Source organism: Vagococcus bubulae (assembly GCF_003950315.1).
Taxonomy (GTDB): Bacteria; Bacillota; Bacilli; order Lactobacillales; family Vagococcaceae; genus Vagococcus; species Vagococcus bubulae.
On the sequence record NZ_NGJT01000060.1, the window covers coordinates 1 to 1,059 of the forward strand.

Below are 1,059 nucleotides of genomic sequence, written 5' to 3' on the forward strand. Positions count from 1 at the left end.
ACCTAGCTGCTCCACTCCGCGATATTAATAAGGAGGATAAGGGATTCGAACCCTTGCGTGCTTTTACACACCTGACGGTTTTCAAGACCGTTCCCTTCAGCCGGACTTGGGTAATCCTCCATAATAACTTTCAATGGACCTTGTAGGACTCGAACCTACGACCGCCCGGTTATGAGCCGGGAGCTCTAACCAACTGAGCTAAAGGTCCAAAGGTCGTAAATTTATCGCGGCGGAGGGGATCGAACCCCCGACCTCCCGGGTATGAACCGGACGCTCTAGCCAGCTGAGCTACACCGCGAAACAAACAATATCTTATAAAAATAATCCATTGTAACGCGCCCAAGAGGAGTCGAACCCCTAACCTTCTGATCCGTAGTCAGACACTCTATCCAGTTGAGCTATGGGCGCTATTAATGATGCCGAGGACCGGAATCGAACCGGTACGGTGATCACTCACCGCAGGATTTTAAGTCCTGTGCGTCTGCCAGTTCCGCCACCCCGGCTGGAACTTATAAAAGCGGAAGACGGGGTTCGAACCCGCGACCCCCACCTTGGCAAGGTGATGTTCTACCACTGAACTACTTCCGCTTATAGATGCCGGCTAAAGGACTTGAACCCTCGACCCTCTGATTACAAATCAGATGCTCTACCAACTGAGCTAAGCCGGCAAATATAATAATGCGGGTGAAGGGACTTGAACCCCCACGCCGTTAGGCGCTAGATCCTAAATCTAGTGCGTCTGCCAATTCCGCCACACCCGCATATATGACCCGTACTGGGCTCGAACCAGTGACCCTCTGATTAAAAGTCAGATGCTCTACCAACTGAGCTAACGAGTCAAAAATGTATGGAGGTTAACGGGATCGAACCGCTGACCCCCTGCTTGTAAGGCAGGTGCTCTCCCAGCTGAGCTAAACCTCCATCAATACAAAAAGCACGGCAACGTCCTACTCTCACAAAGGGAAACCCTTCACTACCCTCGGCGCTAAGAAGCTTAACTTCTGTGTTCGGCATGGTTACAGGTGTATCCTTCTTGCCATCGTCACCGCACTTATATGC

Annotated in this window: 10 tRNA genes and 1 rRNA gene; all 11 read right to left on the bottom strand. The window is 51.3% G+C overall.

Annotated elements, in window-relative coordinates:
* Nucleotides 1-30: 30 nt before the first annotated feature.
* A tRNA-Ser gene (locus tag CBF36_RS12155) sits at nucleotides 31-120 on the bottom strand.
* A 14-nt stretch (nucleotides 121-134) separates the two neighbouring features.
* Nucleotides 135-208, bottom strand: a tRNA-Ile gene (locus CBF36_RS12160).
* A gap of 16 nt (nucleotides 209-224) precedes the next feature.
* Nucleotides 225-298: transfer RNA gene (locus CBF36_RS12165), tRNA-Met, on the bottom strand.
* Nucleotides 299-334: 36 nt separating this feature from the next.
* Nucleotides 335-408 (bottom strand) — tRNA-Arg (locus tag CBF36_RS12170).
* 9 nt (nucleotides 409-417) lie between these two features.
* Nucleotides 418-503: transfer RNA gene (locus CBF36_RS12175), tRNA-Leu, on the bottom strand.
* Nucleotides 504-516: 13 nt separating this feature from the next.
* A tRNA-Gly gene (locus tag CBF36_RS12180) sits at nucleotides 517-588 on the bottom strand.
* Between the two features lie 7 nt (nucleotides 589-595).
* Nucleotides 596-668: transfer RNA gene (locus CBF36_RS12185), tRNA-Thr, on the bottom strand.
* An 11-nt stretch (nucleotides 669-679) separates the two neighbouring features.
* Nucleotides 680-761: transfer RNA gene (locus CBF36_RS12190), tRNA-Leu, on the bottom strand.
* Nucleotides 762-766: 5 nt separating this feature from the next.
* A tRNA-Lys gene (locus tag CBF36_RS12195) sits at nucleotides 767-839 on the bottom strand.
* 9 nt (nucleotides 840-848) lie between these two features.
* Nucleotides 849-921 (bottom strand) — tRNA-Val (locus CBF36_RS12200).
* Nucleotides 922-934: 13 nt separating this feature from the next.
* Nucleotides 935-1,050, bottom strand: a 5S ribosomal RNA gene (gene rrf / locus CBF36_RS12205).
* Between the last annotated feature and the right edge of the window lie 9 nt (nucleotides 1,051-1,059).